Annotated in this window: 15 protein-coding genes; 3 read left to right on the top strand and 12 right to left on the bottom strand. The window is 38.8% G+C overall.

Annotated features, from left to right (window positions below):
* Window positions 1-5: 5 nt before the first annotated feature.
* The 7 genes from ATS74_RS11835 to thrS form a co-directional block, all read right to left on the bottom strand.
* Complete coding sequence (locus ATS74_RS11835) at window positions 6-464, bottom strand: Lrp/AsnC family transcriptional regulator (RefSeq protein ID WP_002960703.1); 459 nt, start codon at window positions 462-464, stop codon at window positions 6-8.
* Between the two features lie 108 nt (window positions 465-572).
* Window positions 573-1214 (bottom strand): MBL fold metallo-hydrolase, encoded by a 642-nt coding sequence (locus ATS74_RS11830; RefSeq protein WP_058549091.1) that lies wholly within the window; start codon window positions 1212-1214, stop codon window positions 573-575.
* A gap of 1 nt (window position 1215) precedes the next feature.
* Window positions 1216-3036, bottom strand: a complete 1821-nt coding sequence (locus ATS74_RS11825) for a M14 family metallopeptidase (RefSeq protein ID WP_058549090.1) — start codon at window positions 3034-3036, stop codon at window positions 1216-1218.
* 713 nt (window positions 3037-3749) lie between these two features.
* Window positions 3750-4112 (bottom strand): 50S ribosomal protein L20, encoded by a 363-nt coding sequence (gene rplT, locus ATS74_RS11820; protein ID WP_004587841.1) that lies wholly within the window; start codon window positions 4110-4112, stop codon window positions 3750-3752.
* A 15-nt stretch (window positions 4113-4127) separates the two neighbouring features.
* Entirely contained in the window at window positions 4128-4328 is a 201-nt protein-coding gene (rpmI, locus tag ATS74_RS11815) for a 50S ribosomal protein L35 (protein WP_002960713.1), read from the bottom strand.
* 211 nt (window positions 4329-4539) lie between these two features.
* Entirely contained in the window at window positions 4540-5100 is a 561-nt protein-coding gene (gene infC, locus ATS74_RS11810) for a translation initiation factor IF-3 (RefSeq protein WP_008466946.1), read from the bottom strand.
* Window positions 5101-5163: 63 nt separating this feature from the next.
* Window positions 5164-7074 carry a threonine--tRNA ligase gene (thrS, locus tag ATS74_RS11805; RefSeq protein ID WP_058549089.1) on the bottom strand — a complete coding sequence of 637 codons (1911 nt, stop codon included), beginning with the start codon at window positions 7072-7074 and terminating at the stop codon, window positions 5164-5166.
* Window positions 7075-7456: 382 nt separating this feature from the next.
* Between thrS and ATS74_RS11800 the strand changes: the two genes are divergently transcribed.
* Window positions 7457-7903 (top strand): DUF3010 family protein, encoded by a 447-nt coding sequence (locus ATS74_RS11800; protein WP_058403926.1) that lies wholly within the window; start codon window positions 7457-7459, stop codon window positions 7901-7903.
* A gap of 63 nt (window positions 7904-7966) precedes the next feature.
* Here ATS74_RS11800 and ATS74_RS11795 read toward each other — a convergent pair whose 3' ends face one another.
* The 5 genes from ATS74_RS11795 to ATS74_RS11775 all read right to left on the bottom strand — a co-directional run bounded on the left by ATS74_RS11795 (window position 7967) and on the right by ATS74_RS11775 (window position 17219).
* A complete protein-coding gene (locus tag ATS74_RS11795) occupies window positions 7967-8896 on the bottom strand; it encodes an alpha-E domain-containing protein (RefSeq protein WP_058549088.1) in 930 nt (309 codons plus the stop codon).
* Window positions 8897-8900: 4 nt separating this feature from the next.
* The gene (locus tag ATS74_RS11790; RefSeq protein WP_058549087.1) at window positions 8901-10352 is read right to left on the bottom strand and encodes a circularly permuted type 2 ATP-grasp protein; all 1452 of its coding nucleotides are present in this window, start codon (window positions 10350-10352) and stop codon (window positions 8901-8903) included.
* 42 nt (window positions 10353-10394) lie between these two features.
* On the bottom strand, window positions 10395-11273 hold the full coding sequence (locus tag ATS74_RS11785; protein WP_058549086.1) for a transglutaminase family protein: 879 nt from the start codon (window positions 11271-11273) through the stop codon (window positions 10395-10397).
* A complete protein-coding gene (locus ATS74_RS11780; RefSeq protein WP_235592009.1) occupies window positions 11270-13768 on the bottom strand; it encodes a circularly permuted type 2 ATP-grasp protein in 2499 nt (832 codons plus the stop codon). The genes ATS74_RS11785 and ATS74_RS11780 overlap by 4 nt, the downstream gene beginning before the upstream one ends.
* Before the next feature lie 139 nt (window positions 13769-13907).
* Entirely contained in the window at window positions 13908-17219 is a 3312-nt protein-coding gene (locus ATS74_RS11775) for a transglutaminase family protein (RefSeq protein WP_082660589.1), read from the bottom strand.
* 596 nt (window positions 17220-17815) lie between these two features.
* Between ATS74_RS11775 and ATS74_RS11770 the strand changes: the two genes are divergently transcribed.
* Window positions 17816-18646, top strand: a complete 831-nt coding sequence (locus ATS74_RS11770; protein ID WP_058549085.1) for an SHOCT domain-containing protein — start codon at window positions 17816-17818, stop codon at window positions 18644-18646.
* A 74-nt stretch (window positions 18647-18720) separates the two neighbouring features.
* On the top strand, window positions 18721-19893 hold the full coding sequence (locus ATS74_RS11765; RefSeq protein WP_058549084.1) for a zinc-binding metallopeptidase family protein: 1173 nt from the start codon (window positions 18721-18723) through the stop codon (window positions 19891-19893).
* Window positions 19894-20057 lie beyond the last annotated feature (164 nt).

Genomic DNA, 20057 nt, shown 5'->3' with positions numbered 1-20057 from the left:
GCTTTTTATAAAGGAAGAGAAGTACTGCGTTTTACACACGTCATTGTTACGTTTGAATGAACTTCTTGTACGTATTCTAAACTTAATAGGTTATCGCGTACAAAATGCTCGTAACCCTCAATGCCTTGAGAAATTATGCGTAGCATAAAATCCATAGTACCGGCCATTGTGTAGCATTCGGTTACTTCATCGTAACTCATAATTAGTTTTTCAAACTCAGCAAGGTTCTTTTTACCATGATTAGATAAGCGAACATGTGCATATACTAGCATATCAAAGCCGAGCTTTTTCTCATCTAGAAGAGCAACTTTGCTTTTTATATAACCATCTTGCTCAAGCTTAGCAATTCGGCGCCAGCATGGAGACTGAGACAAACCTACTTTATCGGCAATTTCTGCGGTTGATAAACTAGCATCTTGTTGTAAAAGTGCCAATATTTGGCGATCTACGTGATTTAGAGACATTTTATTTCTTATTTATCAAATAAACTGGTTAAATTATACAGCCATTTTAAAAAACAGTCTGCATATTTTTGAATTTTTATAACCATTTTAAGCATTAGATAACGCTATTTAGCCAAATTTACCGCTTACAAATGGATTTGTTTGTTTTTCAAAACTCACGGTGGTGTCGCTTCCATGTCCAGAAAGAATTTTTGTGTTATCTGGCAAGGTAAGAATGTGCGCTCGTATAGACTCTATAAGCTGCTGACTGTCTCCTTTAGGAAAGTCTGTGCGCCCTATTGAGCCCTTAAAAATGACATCTCCGACAATCATGGTTTCGTATTGCGGTTGGTAAAAAACAATATGCCCTGGCGTGTGGCCTGGGCAATGTTTAACAACAAAGCTAAGCTTACCTACGCTTACAACATCGTCATGATTTAACCAAATATCAGGGTAAAATGGAGCTATAGGTGTAAAGCCAAACATTTGGGCTTGCATTGGTAAGTTTTCGAACCAAAAAACTTCATCTTTCTGAGGGCCAATTATTTGTATGTTAAAGTGCTTGCGCAATATATCGGCACCACCAACATGATCTAAGTGACCATGAGTTAGCCAAATAGCTTTTAAATCTAACTGCCTGTCATTCAGCGCAGTAATTATCTTATCTGTATCACCACCTGGGTCTATCACCACAGCTTGGTTAGTTTCATTACATATAACAATTCGGCTGTTTTGAGCAAAAGGGGTAACCGGTATAGTAATAACTTGCATGTTATATCTCTTTACTCTTTTGATCTGGAATAACAACAGGCTCTTCAAACGACATTAGTATTGGGTATTTTAAATATGCTTGGTCGTAAAACGGGCTTTGTTCATATAGCCAATTTAAGCGTGCATCAGCATCCTCAGAAAATGATTTATCTTTTAATTTTTCGTCAAACTTAAGTGCAAGCTTAGGATTATCTTTAAGCATTTGGCGTGCAAACGGAATAAGTGCATAATTTTCCATGTATTCTGTACGCTGAAAAATAGTATTAAACTCACCCCACGCAAAAAATGAATCTGGTGCTTCAGGGTGTAATAAATGTACCGCCAACTCACCGGCCTTTTGCTGAGTATTGACTTGATACCATCCATCTAAATCAACATTTATTGCGGGGAGGTAATCAAAGCTTGCCGACACCCTAAAGCGCCCTTCAAATGGAGCTTTATCAAATACATAATCAATAACTTTGGCCTTTTTTAAAGGCTGGGTATTAGCCCCTTCTAGCTTGTTAACTGATACTCCATGTAACTTTAGCTTTTCAATAATATTGCTATAAACTGGTGGAATGAAAAACGCCTTTGGTACTTCTACTGTGCTAATTACTTCTTTTTGCCAATATATAGGTAAGTCTGAATATGTATGAGGTTTGCCAATATACTTAACCTCGTTTTGCCCTGAAAGCGCATTCATACTTGAGGAATACTCAATACCTTTAAATTCACTAATTTTATCAGCTTGTTTTGAATAACCACGTTTAACTATTAACTGCTTAGGTACAAATTCTTGTTCTTTTTTTACCGCATTAGCTAGTACATGGCTATGTTGTGATAATGCATTAATCGCACCATCTAAAAATACATAAGTTCCTAAAACGCGTTGTTTGTAAGGCTTTAGAGAATGGTTTTCAACTAAAATTGTAGGTAATGATTTTAAATCTCCCCATCCATTTGAGAAGCGAGGCGTCGCTACCCAGCCCGCTAGCCCTTTTTTAAAATCGCGTTTATCCATAACAAATACAAGTTGCCCAGGGGTATGCCCCTGCTCAGCAAGCTTTTCATCTATTAACGGCTTAAAGTAATGATTTAATGTATCTGATACTGCCGGAGACTCACTCGCAAATACAGGGTTATACCCATAGGTCACATCGTACTGGTAATCTGCGCCATCAGTTACATGAACATCAACATATAAATTTGGGTTATAGGCATTAATAACCTTTAAAACGCTTTTGACTTCGGGGGTATCTAGTTTAGTAAAATCACGATTTAAATTGAGGTTATTAGCGTTCGTACGAAAACCCATCTTTGCAGGGCCGCGCTGATTTATGCGATTAAAGGCACTGCTACGCTCGTGCCCATCGACATTTAAAATAGGAATAAATAATATATTTACCTTTTTTAAAATATCGCGGCGTTTTCCTGTTGCAATATCACGCAGCAACATAAACATAGCATCTTTGCCATCTATCTCACCGGCATGAATACCAGCTTGAATAAAAATAGTCGGTTTAGTGCTATTAGCCATTTGCCCAGCTTCAAAAAAACCTTGCTCGCTCGCAACCAACATCTTTATCGCACGTTTGCTATTGCTGTAACCTATGGTTTGAGATTTAAATTGAGTAGGGTTTGCTGCAACTAGCCTATCTACAAATGCCATAGTGTCTTCGTAGTTTGGTGAAATTTCACCTGCAGATAATTCAAAGTCTGTTGTTAACGGACCTTCTTTTTGTAGTAACTCACTGCTTCTTTTACCTTGCCACTGTATTAGGGGTGGTAAATGTGCGTCATATGCCACACTCGCAGACAAAACCAAAAGACTTGCAAACATATTATTCTCTAACAAACGCTCTAATAACAAAATTATATCAATTAAAGTTTTTTATATTTTAAAACTGCGGTGATTCAACAAAAATACACAGCCAATAACAGTAACTTATAAAATGAATAATGCTAACGTCAATAAAATGAGTATATCCATAAACCTTATATATTTTTTCTACCGTTTATGAGTAAATTTACGCCTGTATAGCTAGGGCGTATTGATCTTTGATGGTTGAATTTGCAGCAGCATGTTTGGTTTTTAGGCAAGGCAGAGCCTATGAAGTGTGGTTACTCCCATAAATAGGCGATAACGTAGCATAAATGCCAAACATGCGCTGCCCTTCGGGTTCTGCCTAGGGGCGATAAACTCTTTGTTACTCGGCTTTTACTTAGCCCACTAGGTTACAAACCTCGCGCCGCGATTTAATCGCCCCTAGATTGAACAAATTTCAATCCGCAAAGAGCAACACGCCCTAATACCCATTCGCTTAATTAAGTGATCTATTTTAAAGGTGAAGAAACGTGTTGTTAGCTAACCAAAATACTCGCTATTTTGTTGTCCTACATAAAAATTTATTAACGAAGGGGGCGATACGTTTAGCCCCTTAAATTGATTGAGCATTATTACGCATTTTTATTAGTTAATATTTTGAAGATACTCAAATTTTAGACACAAAAAAAGGAGCCATGGGCTCCTTTTTAATACTTATATGAAAAAACTTAAGCTGCCGCTAGGCCTTCTTTTGCTTTTTCTACAAGCGCTGCAAATGCAACCTGGTCGTAAACAGCGATATCTGCAAGGATCTTACGATCGATTTCTACAGACGTCTTCTTAAGACCATTGATAAAACGGCTGTAAGACAGACCATTTTGACGTGAAGCTGCATTGATACGTGCAATCCATAATTGACGGAAAGTACGTTTCTTCGCACGGCGGTCACGGTAAGCGTATTGACCCGCTTTAGTAACAGCCTGGAAAGCTACGCGATAAACACGTGAACGTGCTCCGTAGTAACCTTTCGCTTGTTTTAAAACTTTTTTGTGACGTGCACGTGCGACAACGCCGCGTTTAACTCTTGCCATTTCTAAAAACCCCTATTAAGCGAATGGTAACATACGTGAAACTAGACCATGGTCATTTTTATGAACCATCATCTTAGGACGTAGGTGTAACTTACGCTTAGAAGTTTTCTTAGTCAGAATATGACGAAGATGCGCTTGTTTACGCTTGAAACCGCCAGAAGCAGTCTTTTTGAAACGCTTAGCAGCGCCACTGTGACTTTTTAGCTTGTAAGCCATTGCAATAACTCCAAATGTATTGCTTTAAAATTAGTAAGCAGGCGTGAGATATATTTCTATAGCTCCACTTTTAGGCCTAACTTACTGCCATATTCCGGTGAAAACCCAGCATAAATGCCGCAATTTTACTTTAAAACCGGTTAGCACAGGTGAATATTTGCATATTACTTGGGTACCTGAGCTAAATTCGGTGCGTATTATCGCCTAAAAATTATTTTTTAGCAACAGGCGCCATCATCATAACCATTTGGCGGCCTTCAACACGATTTGGGAAAGACTCAACTACTGCTAACTCTTCTAAATCGGTTTTGATACGGTTTAATAATTCTATACCAATTTCTTGGTGAGCCATTTCGCGACCACGGAAGCGGATCGTAATTTTAGCTTTATCGCCAGCTTCTAAGAACTTACGTAAGTTGCGAAGCTTAACCTGATAGTCACCTTCATCCGTGCCAGGACGGAATTTGATTTCTTTAATCTGGATTTGCTTTTGCTTCTTCTTCTGCTCTTTTAGTTCTTTGCTTTTTTCAAAGATGAACTTACCGTAGTCCATAACCTTACAAACAGGCGGCTCAGCATTTGGGCTAATCTCTACGAGATCAACACCCGCTGCATCAGCCATAGCTTGTGCGTCTTTTAATGACTGAATTCCAGCTTGTTCGCCGTCGATGTCGATTAAACGAACTTCTTGAGCTGTAATTTCTTCGTTAATACGATTTTTTTGAGCTGTTTGTTGCCCTTTCTTGCCGCCTCTAATAGTACGTTCCTCCAAGAATATCAATAATATAAGTGTGTAGTTTGGCTGTTTGTATATGCCCTACACACTCGATTTTTTTTACTGTCGACTTTTAATTTCTTCGCTAATTTTAGCTACAAAATCATCAACATTAAATTTGCCTAGGTCTTCACCTGTGCGAGTACGTACTGCTACTTCTTGTTGTTCAACTTCTTTATCGCCAACAACAAGTAAGTAAGGAATACGCTTAAGTGTATGTTCTCGGATTTTAAAGCCAATCTTCTCATTTCTCAAGTCAGCTGCGGCTCTAATTCCAAGTTTATTTAATTTTTGTACAATTTCCTGCACATAAGGTGCTTGTTTATCGGTGATATTCATAATCACAACTTGCTTTGGTGCAAGCCACGTTGGGAATAAACCAGCATACTCTTCAGTTAAAATACCAATAAAGCGCTCAATAGAGCCTAATATAGCACGGTGTATCATAACTGGAGTGCGTCGTTCGTTGTTTTCAGCTACATAAGTAGCTCCTAAACGACCTGGTAATGCAAAATCTAGTTGCACTGTACCACACTGCCACGCTCTGTCTAAACAATCGTACAAAGTAAATTCAATTTTAGGACCATAAAACGCCCCTTCACCCGGAAGGTAATCAAATTCAATGTCGTTTGCTTTAAGTGCATCAGCTAATGCTAGCTCAGCTTTATCCCACACTTCATCGTCGCCAATGCGTTGTTCAGGGCGAGTTGAAAGCTTAACTACAATTTTTTCAAAACCGAACGTCTCATATGTATCATAAACCATCTTAATACACGCTGACACTTCGTCCATTACTTGTTCTTCAGTACAGAAAACGTGAGCGTCATCTTGTGTAAAGCCACGTACACGCATTAAGCCATGTAATGCACCTGATGGTTCATTACGGTGACAACAGCCAAATTCAGCCATACGAAGCGGTAAGTCACGGTACGATTTTAAACCTTGGTTAAAAATTTGTACGTGGCCTGGGCAGTTCATTGGTTTAATCGCATATTCGCGCTTTTCAGACTCAGTGGTAAACATTGCGTCTGAATATTTTTCCCAGTGACCTGATTTTTCCCATAATGAACGGTCCATCATCATTGGACCTTTTACTTCTTCGTAGCTGTATTCACGTAGTTTTTCACGAACAAACTCTTCAAGCTCACGGTAAATGCTCCAACCATCGTTGTGCCAAAATACCATGCCTGGCGCTTCTTCTTGCCAATGCCACAAATCAAGTGCTTTACCAATACGACGGTGATCGCGTTTTTCAGCTTCTTCTAAACGCTTTAAGTACGCTTTAAGTTGCTTTTTATCGCCCCACGCTGTGCCATAAATACGTTGTAGCATTTTGTTTTCAGAATCACCACGCCAGTATGCACCTGCTACCTTCATTATTTTAAAGTTTTGGCAGAATTTCATGTTTGGTACGTGAGGACCACGACACATGTCTACATATTCTTCGTGATGATATAATCCTGGACGGTCATCTTTTGCAATGTTCTCGTCCAAAATTTCAATTTTGTATATTTCGCCACGCGCTTCAAACGTATCGCGTGCTTCTTGCCAGCTTACTGTTTTTTTCACTACGTCGTAGTTTGTTTTTGCAAGTTGCAGCATACGCTTTTCAATGGCGTCTAAGTCATCTTGTGACAAAGAATGTTCCATATCGATATCGTAGTAAAAACCGTTATCAATAGTTGGACCAATAGCCATTTTAGCTTCAGGGAAAAGTTGCTTAACTGCATGTCCAATCAAGTGAGCACAAGAGTGACGAATAATTTCTAAGCCGTCGTCATCTTTAGCGGTGATGATTTCAAGACGAGAATCTTCACTAATAAGATCACACGCATCAACACGATCGCCATTAACACGACCTGCAATGGTTGCCTTAGCAAGACCAGGGCCAATATCGTTTGCTACATCAAGAGTACTTACAGGGTTTTCGAAACTACGCTGACTGCCGTCAGGGAGAGTAATAACTGGCATTATAAATCCTTACATACAGTGGTGACACCTACAATGTATCACGTGTATTTTCTAATAAAATTAAATGAGAATGACTCGACAACGCTCTTACGAATAAGCATTGACTATTTTTCGCCTTAGTTGGCTAATGTAGATGCTGAGTCTGCTCAACTACAAAAAAGATATTGTCGCGTGATAGAGTAACAATTACAAGTTTAAAGCGCCTACATTCAGCGTTATTTTACCTTATTAAGCTATTTTTAGTGCTGCGTTAAGTAATTTAAATCAATAATGTGACAATTTTAAATATCGCATTAATTAAACAACAGTTAATTGCTTGTCCTCGCAATTTAATAGAGGTTGGGTATAATACGAAGCAATTAAGTTATATTAGAGAACAGCAATGAGAACATGTGGTGTAGAAATTACCGGTAGTGACGTACTACTTTGTATTTTAAGTAAAGATAATGACGTATTTGATATTCGCGATGTGCGCCAAACACGTTTTACCTTAGGTAATGGCAATGACACTGAAGTAATGCGCAAATTTCAATTTGATTTTGCAAAGCTAATGCAAGATTACCAAATTGACTCTGTGGCTATTCGCGAACGCCAACCTAAAGGTAAATTTGCAGGCAGCGCTAAAGGTTTCAAAATGGAAACTGCTATTCAGTTAATTGAAAACTTAGATGTTCGCGTGTTCTCAACAACCGAGATTAAAGAGCAAGTTAAGCGTAACCCTATCCCTATTGCTTTTGAAGAAACCGGCCTTAAAAAATATCAAGAAAATGCATTTGTTAATGCCTACGTATACATTATGAAAAAAACGTACCGTAGTGACGAAATGTAATTTAACAAGCTTTAAAGTAAAAACGCGCCTAAATGGCGCGTTTTTTTTGTATAAAACCTAAAGTTACTCAGCTGGCTTTAAAAAGTAAGTTTGTGCAAGTTCATTATGAATACCCGCTAATTCAATTTGTATTTGGTCAATATATTTATGCAAAAAACCATTTTTTAATTGTCTGACTTCTTCTGATTTTAACTCTTTAATTGCAATCTCAATTAAATCGATAATACCTTTTGAGTTTGGTAAAACACTTACCTGCTTTTTTAACTCCATTAAACAAAACATTATAGAGCGAGGAAACACTTCACTGTGCATTACAAATTCAAGCACATCTGAGCGCTGCACGCGCACACCCATCTCTTGTCGGTACATTTGATAAGCACTGAGTGAACGTAATAAACTTATCCATTGAATATTTTCAAATGGTTTTGCCTCATCGCTAGTAATAAGTGTTTCTGAGCGAATATCTAAAATTCGCGAGGTCATATCTGCGCGCTCTATTAATGAGCCAAAGCGTATAAAAGTAAATCCATGATCGTGGTTAATTGTCGCATCTAACGCACCAAAAATTAAATGAGCTGACTCGATAATTTGTTTTAAATAAGCAAATCGACCGCGCTTTGTTAACCCTTCTTTTTGGTTATCTTTTACATAATAATACAAAGAGTTAATTTCTTCCCATACATCACGCGGGATAACGTCACGAATGGTACGTGCGCTTTCGCGAGCACTAATAATCGAGTTCAATATCGAGGAGTTATTATCGCTACCTACCAATAAATAACGCAGTGCTTTTTGCTCGCTATAATCGGTATGGTTTTCTTGGTATGCTTTTCGTGCGCCAATAATATCTATTAACGGCTCCCACCCAGTACAAACACCTTTTGGTAAGTCCATCATTAGCATGTTATTTACGTTGATCAAACGGGCCACATTTTCAGCACGTTCAACATAGCGAGCAACCCAATATAAAGTTTCACCTACTCTTGATAACATATTATTAAGCCTCCTCGTCCACAATCCATGTATCTTTGCTGCCACCGCCTTGTGATGAATTAACGACTAAAGAGCCTTTCACCATAGCAACTCGCGTTAAACCGCCTGTCGTTATTTGTGTATCTTTACCTGATGATAAAATAAACGGCCTTAAATCAGCGTGGCGCCCATCTACTTGCGTTCCATCAAGCGTAGGGACAGTTGATAAATCAAGTGTTGGCTGTGCCACCCAGTTGCGCGGATCCGCTTTGATTTGAGCAATCGTTTCTTGTTGTTCTTTTTTAGTCGCTTTAGGGCCAATTAATAATCCATAACCACCAGACTCGTTAGCTGGCTTTACAACAAGCTTATCAATGTTTTTAATAACATGGTCACACTCTTTAGGATCGAGGCATTTAAAGGTTGGTACGTTTTCAAGCTTAGCTTCCTCACCCAAATAATATTTTATTATTTCAGGTACATATGCATAAACAACTTTATCATCGGCAACACCTGCACCAGGTGCATTCACAAGAGCTACGTTCCCTTTAGACCAGGCACGCATCAAACCAGGGACACCTAATTGGGACTCAGGTAAAAATGCTTCTGGGTCTAAAAATAAGTCATCTATTCGACGGTAAATTACATCAACTCGTTGTAATCCAGTTATGGTTCGCATGTATACACAGTCGTCTTTTTCGACGACTAAATCTCTGCCTTCCACCAGCTCACACCCCATTTCTTGAGCAAGGTAACAATGCTCAAAATATGCCGAGTTAAATACGCCAGGCGTAAGTACGACCACTTCGGGTTTATCTTGCTTACGTGGAGACATAGCCGCTAACATATCAAACAATTGCGATGGATAATCATCAACAGGTAAAATAGTGGCTTGTTCAAATAGTTCAGGAAAAACCCGCTTCATTACAGAGCGGTTTTCAAGCATGTAGGATACGCCAGAAGGCACCCGCAGGTTATCTTCAAGTACGTACATAGTGCCGTTGCCATCGCGCACTAAATCAGAGCCACAAATGTGTGCCCAAATTTTATTAGGTGGGTTAATGCCAACACACTGAGTACGAAAGTTAACGGACTTTTCTAGGAGTCCTTTTGGGAAAACCCCATCTTTTATAATTTTTTGATCGTGATATAAATCATCAATAAATAAATTTAAAGCCTCAACGCGCTGTTTTAAACCAACTTCTACACTTTGCCATTCTTTTTTACCAATAGTGCGTGGGATAATATCAAACGGCCATGCTCTATCGATCATGTTACCTTCGTTGTAAACCGTAAAGGTAATACCCATTTCCTTAATCGCTAAATCAGCAACCGCTCTGGCTTTTATGAGTTCTTCTTCAGATAAACCAGCAAAAAATTGCGCAAGTTGTTTGCCATGTGATCGAATATTTCCTTGTGCGTCTATTAATTCATCAAAAAAGCCATTCGTTTGGTACGCTTTCCAATCAATTTTCATACACCCTTCCGTCTTATCCATAATAACTATGAAGTTGTTAATTTATTCTAATCGAATCATATCTACAGCTACGTCAAGTAGTTGAGAACCCCCACCAAATACAACACCTTTAAGCGGTGTTACATCAGAAAAATCACGCCCTACTGCAAGTGTTACATGTTGCCCACTTGGTAAAATATTATTTGTTGGATCAAAGTCTACCCAGCCAAAATCAGGAACAAACAGTGCAAACCATGCATGGGTTGCATCTGCACCTTCAAGCTTTTCTTCGCCTTCAGGTGGTAGTGTTTCTATATAGCCACTAACATACCTAGCAGCTAAGCCTATGCTGCGTAAACACGCGAGTGCAAAGTGTGCAAAGTCTTGGCAGACGCCCCTTTTTTGTGCAAAAACAACACTTAAAGGTGTGCTTATAGTTGTAAAACCGGGATCATAGTGAAACTCATGAAATATTCGTGCCATTAAATCTTTACAGGCATCTATTAAATTAGCATTAGCTAAGAACGACACTAACGCATAATCCTTATAGGCTTCCTCAATAGGTGTAAGCTGAGAGGGCAAAATAAATTCAGATATTTTTAATAATTGTGCTGTATTTGGTTTTGCTAAAAAATCACGCGCTTCTTCCCAGCTAATAACAGCAGTATTTAAGTTTTTATTTACAGTCGTAATTAGCTCAACTTCACTTATCATGGTCACTGTTAGTTTTTTATGTTGCGTTGCTATTTCAAACGCAGTGACTTTATTATCAAAGTAATCTGTAAACTCTTGAACATAGTTAGCAATGGGCTCTATCTCTATGTGGCTACTATGACAAATCTGCCCACGATTAGTTTTAGGTGTTAAACGTGCTTGGTTTTGGCACAAACTTACAAAATCAGTATAGTTATACGTTGTCGAATGCTTAATTTTATATTTCACGATTGAGCTTGCTCAATATTAGTCCAGTTCAATTTATTAGCCGTTTGTGTATGAGAAAAATACTGTAGTAATAATACATCACAAAAAGTATCTAGGTTTATTCTTATGTTATGGCTAAATTCAATTAAATGTTTGCGCTGTCCGTTTTCTGTTGTTTGCAGGTAATCTTTTTCGGTTACATAACAGCTCGTTTTGGAGAGTAAAATAGCTTTTTCATGAGCTGCAATTACGCCTTGCCTGCGTTTATTGGGTAAATGCTGGCAAAGCTGATTTATTTGTTCAAGTTGAAATAATAATGAGCGGGGGTACTCTGCATCTAGCAATAATAACTCAAGCCCCGTGCCTATTGTTTGATACATTCTATAGCGGCGTTTATGGGTTACTAAACTCACTTGGCTACTGAGTACGGCCTCTAATAAACCTAGCTCTTCAGGTTCATCTAGTTTTTGGGTGAGTAATGTATTTCCCAAAGACGTTATTTGTAGGCTGCGCTCTATGCGTCTACCTATCTCAAGTAAAAACCAGCCATTACTGTTTGGCATACAATCTGCCAGAGAGCCATTAAAAGCCATAATAAGGCCAATCACTTTATCTAAAATACTTTGAATGGTGCGCGTAGATATATTGATATTAACGTGCTTAAGTATTTTTATTTGCTCGTTCATTTCGTCAATAATACGACGACTATCATGTGATAATAGCTCTTGTACTTGTACCGATGCATTAGCTAAATATTTAAGCGTATTAATAATACTTCCAGCACATTGCTCATCTGCAAGTAACACAAAAGCACTTTGCTTAGCATCACGGGTCTCAAACTCCTCATTTGTAATACTTTGCTCAATATACGGGTATACAATATGCTGCGACTTGATAGCAGTGAGTAACCTAGCAACAATATTACGCCTTATTAAATCGGGATATATAGCAAGTTCGGTATAGCGGTCGATAAAAATACGTAGAATCCTAATCGTATTTTCACAGCGTTCTAAGTAACGGCCAAGCCAAAATAAATGCTCAGCGGTCCTACTTGAAATAATTCCTTCGAGCAGAGTAACGTCCATTCTTTTACGAATAGGTACCGGTGCATTTTGTTCTTCTAAGTCAATATTATCGACCGTGTTTACCCATGTATCTTTGAGCCACCCCGATTTACCGGCTAAATTTCGTGCCTGTGTAGATAAACACAAGGCCGAGGGCAGTACTTCTATGCCATGCTCTGTAGTTAACGCATAACATCTAAAAATGACAGGTTTGGCTATTAATTTACCGTCTTGCCAAAAGGGGGCACTACTAAATACAGGCTTTTCTTGAAAGTAGTACGCATCTGGATTTTGTTGAATGTGTTGTTTAATTTTTTTTGCATCTAATTCACCATCGAGCTTAAACTCAGGATTTTTGAAGCTTGTGAATTCAAGTGTACTCCAATCTAAATCCTCAGCTTCAGTGGCCTTATAATACTTAGCCCCTGGAATTAATAATGGCTCACCTAAAAGCTGCTCACATAGCTTATCTAAATTAAATTGAATCGCTGCAGATGACAAAACACCACTACCAAACGGATTTAAAACTTTAACGGTACCCTCGCGTACAGCTTGCAATAACCCTGCAATACCGTGCAATGAATATTCAGTTTGTTCTAATGAGTCAATGCTATTGTCGGGGATCCAACGCAAAATCACGTTAATTTTTCCAAGCCCCTGCAATGACTTTAGCCACACTTCGCCGTTTCTAACCGTTAAGTCGGCGCTTTGTACTAAGGTATAGCCAAAGTAGGTTGATAAAAACGCATGCTCATTATAGTTAGGATCGTCTATGCCTTGGGTTAAAATAACAATTCGAGGGTCATCCATATAATGAATATATTCATTAATACCCTCTTGAAATAAGTTTAAAAAATCTTTTATTTGCTGCACATTACATTCGGCAAATTCTTCGGCCATTACGCGACGCGCAATAATTCTGCTTTTTAGTAATAACCCAAGGCCAAGTGGGCATTGGCAGTGATCTTTTAATACTTTAAATTCGCCAGAAGGCGTTCGATACACATCAAGTGCCGTAAAAAATAGTTTAAGCTCGTCTTTAGGTAAACTAAAGCCCTCACGCATAAAGTGACTGTCTTGATACAGGTTTTCGGCACTAATGTGCCCATTTAAAAGTAGCTTTTGCTCAGAATAAATATCGTTCTGCACCTTGTTAAGTAATGAGGTGCGTTGCTTGATCCCTTTTTCAAGGGCTTTCCAATCATTGCCGGAGAACATAAATGGCAGTGGATCTAAGTGCCATTGTTGATTACTTTCACTTTTAATATTGCCATTTTGAAGAAGCTGACGAATTTCAATTGCACGACTACTGAGATCTTCGCCCGTTAAGCTTGATAAACGATTAAATAATGTATCCCAATGCTCAGGACTCAAACCACTGTGATTTGCTAACTCGTCATGCCCGTGGCCTTTTTCAAGATACAAAGACAACCACTGTGGTAACTCAGGCATTGCGTTATTATTTATGTACAAATTAAAGTGCTCCACCTTAAAACTATAACATTAACTTTAAGGCTAGAATTGAATATAGATTATTCCACTTTAATTAATTTAAAAATGGAATAACATCATTATTGAGCTTATTTATGCTTTATTTAAATCGTGGTTGTCGTCTTAAATCAAGCGTATTTGGATAATCCATATTAACGTTTTCTTCATCAGGTACTACAAAGTCACTCACCGTCTCTGCACTAGTAAACGTACGTGTAGCGGCTGATGGGCTCCAACTTGGTTGATCAGATGCTAACAACGATGGCGTGTGACCGTGTTCCCAAAAACGTGCGACTCTACGCCCTTCTGCTTCAAATGCATTAACAGGTAACGTTTCAGGGTTGCGTCCTCCGGCATGGCTTACATGATAAACAAATCCGCCTAATGAGCGCCCTTCCCAGGTATCAATTAAATCAAAGACTAATGGTGCATGTACACCAATAGTAGGATGCAGTGCTGTAGGTGGCTGCCAAGCTCGGTAGCGAATCCCCGCCACAAGTTCATCATGCCCTTTTCCTTTAACCCCTTTTAACGGCACTCTACGGCTATTACAAGTAACAATGTATCTATCGCTTATAGCGCCTTTTACTTTTATTTGTACACGCTCAAGGGATGAATCTACATAACGTGCAGTACCTGATGCACTCGCCTCTTCACCTAGTACATGCCAAGGCTCTATTGCGGTTCTTAATTCTAGCGTTACGTTATCGAGTTCGCGTGTGCCACAAACCGGAAACCTAAATTCAAAAAATGGATTAAGCCAGCTTAATTGAAACGCAAAACCTGCTTCTTGTAAGTCACGCGTTACTTCAGCTAAGTCGTCTTCAACATACTGAGGCAATAAAAACTTATCATGAAGCTCTGTACCCCACCGTACCAATGGTTTGTGGTAAGGTTTTTTCCAAAACCAAGCAAGTAAGGTACGCAGTAATAACATTTGCACTAGGCTCATTTGCGAGTGCGGCGGCATTTCAAAACCTCTAAACTCGACAATACCTAAGCGCCCCGTTGGTGAATCAGGTGAATACAGTTTATCAATACAAAACTCAGCTCTGTGCGTATTACCTGTTAAATCGACCAATAAATTACGTAGTAGTCTGTCCACTAGCCATGGCTCAGGCACTTCGCCCTCAGGCATATGCGAAAAGGCAATTTCAAGTTCATAAAGCAGCTCATCACGCGCTTCATCTACACGTGGTGCTTGGCTTGTAGGGCCTATAAATAAACCTGAAAATAAATAAGATAACCCCGGATGATGCTGCCAATAGGTAATAAAGCTTCTTAATATATCTGGACGACGTAAAAATGGGCTTTGATCAGGCGTTTCGCCGCCAAGTGTTACATGATTACCACCACCAGTACCTGTATGGCGACCATCTGCCATAAACTTATCGGTACCTAAGCGCGTTTGTTTAGCAAGCTCATACAGTGTTGTTGTTCTATCAACTAGCTGCTTCCATGAGGTTGAAGGGTGTATATTTACTTCAATAACACCAGGGTCAGGTGTGACTGCATATTTTTCTATACGGCTGTCTTTCGGCGGGCTGTAGCCTTCTATAACAACGGGTATTGAAAGCGCTTTAGCCGTGCTTTCTATTGCATTTAATAATGCGATGTAATGTTCAAAATGACTCGTTGGTGGCATAAAAATATATAAACGCCCTTCTCGCACTTCAAGTGCCATAGCCGTTTTGATCATTTCACTACCAATAAAGCCTTTTTTAAGTTTTTTAGTCTTCTCAAAACTTGCTGGTATATCAAATGGGTCGCGGTCAATTATATTGCCGCTCCACTGTAAACTATCAAGTGGAAGTCGATAGCCCAGCGGTGATTCACCAGGTAGTAAAAAACAGTGTTCACGTTTAAATTCCCACAGGCAGGATTGCCAGCAGTATTTACTTTCATTAAATTGTAATGGCAGCACATAACCTACAGGGTTTTCTATTCCTTTTTCCATTTTTGCTAAAAAGCCTTTTCGGCTCATGGCATTTAACAACTCAGGCTCTTTTGGGCCGACCTCTTTAGGTAGTGAGGCCTCTTGCCATAAATGATATAAAATATCCTCATAGGCAGTCGTAATTGCTTTTGTTTCTAAGCCTATTTGCTCGCAGAGCTTTTCGGTAAAGCGTTTGGTGTCTGTGTGATCTAATTTATAGTCTTTATTAGGATCAGCGAGTAAGTTTGTATCTTTCCAAAGCGCTTGTCCGTCTTTGCGCCAATAACATGCATATTGCCAACGAGGTAATGGTTCGCCTGGGTACCACTTGCCTTGTCCGTAATGTGTAAAGCCGCCTTTTGTATATACCTTATTCATAGCAACAAATAAGTTTTGGGCAAGTACGCGCTTTTCTTTGCCGTCTGCTTCTGTATTCCATTGCGGGTGCTCCATATCGTCTATTGAAATAAACGTAGGTTCACCGCCCATGGTTAAATGGATCCCTTCTTGATTGTAAATATCATCAACTTGTAAACCTAAACGGTTTATAGCGCTCCACTGTGTTTCAGAGTATGGCTTAGTCACACGCGGGTCTTCATGAACACGCGTCACTTTATTATAAAAACTAAACTCAGATTCACATTCATCAATACCACCCGATACCGGTGCAGCAGAGCTTGGCTCAGGCGTGCACGCAAGCGGGATATGCCCTTCGCCTGCAAATAAGCCTGACGTTGGATCGAGCCCTATCCAACCAGCACCAGGAATGTAAACCTCAGTCCATGCGTGTAAGTCGGTAAAATCCTCTTCAGGGCCGCTTGGACCATCTAATGATTTTTGATCTGACGTTAGTTGAATTAAATAACCAGAAACAAAGCGAGCAGCTAAGCCTAAATGGCGAAAAAGTTGCACTAATAACCATGCAGAATCTCTACACGAACCAGTACCTTTAGTTAGTGTTTCATTTGCCGTTTGAACGCCAGGCTCTAAACGAATGCCATACCCTACCAAGTTATAAATAGCTTGGTTAACCGCTACTAAAAAATCAACACTTCTAATAGGCTTTTCAGGGCGTAAAGACTCAATTAAATCGACGAATTTAGGGCTTGGCTTTCGCTTTTTTAAATAAGGATTAAGCTCTGCTTTTGACACTTTATCGTATTTAAAAGGGAATTCTTCTGCGTATTCTTCTAAAAAGAAGTCAAAAGGGTTAATCACCGTCATTTCAGCAACAAGGTCAACCGTAAAGCTAAACTCTGTTGTAGGCTTATTAAACACAACCCTTGCTTGATAATTGCCAAAAGGGTCTTGTTGCCAATTTATATAGTGATCTTCAGGGACTATTTTAATCGAGTAGCTTTTTATTTTTGTGCGGCTATGCGGAGCAGGACGTAAACGAAAGATATGTGGCCCCATGTTTACCGCTCGGTCGTACTTGTATTGAGTATGGTGCGCTATACCAACAGTAATTGTCATTGATTAATTCCCCTTTAATAATGTATAGCCAGTTAGGTATTACAAAATATGACTTATCCTAAGCAATATTGTGCAATTTATATTCCATAAAATTTTTACTTATACGAGGCCTTAAAAACAGCTAAAAAACACCCATTGGCCATTCACATAGATATTAGCTTTCACAAATTTACGTAATTAAAAAATTTGCCTTTGTTTTGGTGCAAATGCTGCACCAAAAAAGACAAAAATTTAGTCTTTATTAAATTACAACAATTTAAAATATTGAATATTAACAAAGAAAAATATCCATTAATGTTTTACTAACTGTATTCTATAAAACCATTTATGGCTAAATAAAAAACAACTGATTTAAATTATTTCACTTTAAATAAGCACGCCGAGCATTAAAAAATAGTTCATACTAAATACTGCTATTTAAATTTATAAAGCTGTTATAGTGGAGCGATTTTTAACCATTTATGTTTTAAGAATTAGTCAAACTCAGATTAAAGCAAAACGATTAAAGTAATATTAATCTTCACGCTTTTATTATCATCAAATGCACCATGGAAATGTGCAAATGACACACCCTTAATTTAAAGGACACCTATTTTATGCAAACGCTAACTGATACTGGCGATAATTTAGTAAAAGGTATATCTGCGCGTTATGGCCTTAGCTACGATGCCGTAGTGCATATGCTAATAGCAGTAAATCATGGTGGTGGCTCAATGGCACAGTTTAATTGCCCTGAGCTTGGTGGTTCGGGTCAGTGGATGCGAGGCGGTATGACCATGGTTGGTGATATGTTTAATAACGGGTTAAAAAATACCGTCGATAACTTATGTAATGAACTGGCTAACCTTTTAAGTGCTAACCAGGTATTTCCTGTAATACCAGCAGGTACACCAGGTAGCGCTCAATGGTGGCCAACTGATTTGGGTAGCCCCTTTAGTAGTGGCGCGCAAAATAATATCCGTTATGCGGTATTCCCAAACAGGTTAGCCGTTGAGCTAAATGGTCAAATAACTATTTACGATACGCTTGATCACCAAATTAGTGGTGTAAGCCAGCAACAAGGTAGCGAAACTTCCCTTACGTTTAACAGCCAGTGGGGAAACATTAGCGTAAATAGTTTGCCATTAATTTCACAACCAACAGATACTATTATTCAGCCTGAGCAACAAAATTTCGCACAAGCAACACAAGCCCCTATTGAGCAACCTGTAAATAACCCAGCAAGTGATCAACAAGCTCAGCAAACGCAACAAATTGAGCCACAAAAAGCGGTAAATAATATAATAAATACACAAGGGAATGTTTTGCCCTTTTCGGTAGCTGAAACCCTCGAAATAATCGAAAAGCTTGCGCATTTAAAAGAGTTAGGTGCGCTAAGTGAAAGTGAGTTTAATACTAAAAAGACTGAATTATTACAACGCATATAGTGCGTAACTTTGCGACTATTCACGTGCATAACCCGTTTTGTTGTTTATGCCCTTTTTGCTAGTACGGTAAAAATATGAAAACCTTTAAATGTAACTGTAAAGATAACCTCACCATTTTTTTTGAAAGTAGTCATTGTTTAGCCTGTGGTCGTACTTTAGGAATTGACGACAATTTTGACCTTGTTGAACCCTACGAATTTAACGAGGAAACAGGGTTATATTTCAAGGCAGAGCAACCCGATGTGCCTTATCAAAAATGTGATAACAACGCACACTTTGGCGCATGTAATGGCATGGTTAATTTGAATACGTTTGACCCCCCCGTAGATAAAGACGAAACGCTCTGTTTTGCGTGTCGCTTTAATGAAACAGTTCCCGATTTAACTATAGACAAACATATTCCGCTTTGGCGCAATATGGAAACGGCTAAGCGCCGTGCTTTATATACTTTAAAGGCACTTTGTGTTCCGCTTAATAACTTAAACCAAGACCCTGTAAATGGTTTAAGTTTTGACTTTATAACAGACAGAAACGTAAACGATCACTTTGTCACAAAGCTCGCTGGTCATGAGGATGTATTTACCGGACATAATTGTGGGCATATCACTATAAATTTAGCTGAAGCAGATGATATAGCGCGCTCACATACAAAGCATGCAATGGGTGAACGTTACCGTACTTTACTAGGGCATTTTCGCCATGAATTAGGCCATTATTATTTTGATCAACTCATTGCCAACTCACCAGAGAAACATGCTTTATGTAAGCAATACTTTGGCGATGATGCGCTTGATTACCAAGAAGCCCTCGACATACATTATAAAAATGGTGCACCCGCTAATTGGCATGAAAACTTTATTAGCGAGTATGCCACTATGCACCCATTTGAAGACTGGGCTGAAACATGGGCTCACTACATGCATATTATTGACACACTAGAGACTGCAAAAAACTTTTCAATTACAGGCTCTATTACTGGTAGCGAATATGAAATAGATGAAGCTGATGAGCTAAGACTGCCACAAAATTCACACTATTTTTATGGGCAAACTTCAATAACATCAATTTTAGATAGTTGGATGGAGTTTTCGATTATATTAAATTCTCTTAACCGTAGCATGGGGTTAGCCGATGCCTATCCGTTTGTGTTAACGCAAGCAGTAAGAACAAAGCTTGAATTTATTCATCATGCGATTCACAACAGACTTAACTTAATGCCCAATTTAGTTAACACACATACTGACTAACTTAGCGTATTTGGCATAAGGTATTAAGAAACTTATGCCTCGCTTTAGATGCAACCCTTATATACTACCTCACAATTATAGCTAATACATTAGTCTAACCACCCTTCTCTTTGTCGACAATATATGTTTATTTAAACTTTAGTTTATGTACGTCACACACATCG

The organism is Pseudoalteromonas sp. H103 (genome assembly GCF_001469205.1).
Taxonomy (GTDB): domain Bacteria; phylum Pseudomonadota; class Gammaproteobacteria; order Enterobacterales; family Alteromonadaceae; genus Pseudoalteromonas; species Pseudoalteromonas carrageenovora.
This window is presented reverse-complemented; position numbering and strand designations above follow the sequence as displayed.